Origin of the sequence: Streptomyces anulatus (assembly GCF_000721175.1) — a bacterium.
GTDB classification, from domain to species: domain Bacteria; phylum Actinomycetota; class Actinomycetes; order Streptomycetales; family Streptomycetaceae; genus Streptomyces; species Streptomyces anulatus_C.
In genome coordinates, this window is sequence record NZ_JOEZ01000140.1 from 1 (window position 1) to 280 (window position 280).

General features: G+C 74.6%; 1 protein-coding gene. It reads right to left on the reverse strand.

All coding sequences use genetic code 11. The features are described 5' to 3' along the window. A partial coding sequence (locus IG90_RS40465; RefSeq protein WP_033895131.1) for a glycoside hydrolase family 3 protein occupies positions 1 to 280 on the reverse strand: 280 nt, incomplete at both ends.

Here is a 280-nt window from a genome sequence, read left to right on the forward strand (position 1 = left end):
GTAGGTGGAGGGCTGGGAGCCCGGGCGGCGCGGCACGCTGACGGGCAGTCGGCCGGACGGTTCGGTGCGGCCGCTGAGCACCGAGGCGATGGCCCTCGTACCCTCCTCGCCGGGGAAGAACGACTGCACGACCGCGGCTGCCTCATCCGCCGCCCGCCCCAGGGCGTAGGGGCGTCCGGCAAGCAGGGTCACGACGACGGGGGTGCCCGCGTCGAGAAGGGCTTCGAGCAGCTGCTGCTGGACACCGGGGAGCGCCAGGTTCTCCGCGTCGCAGCCCTCC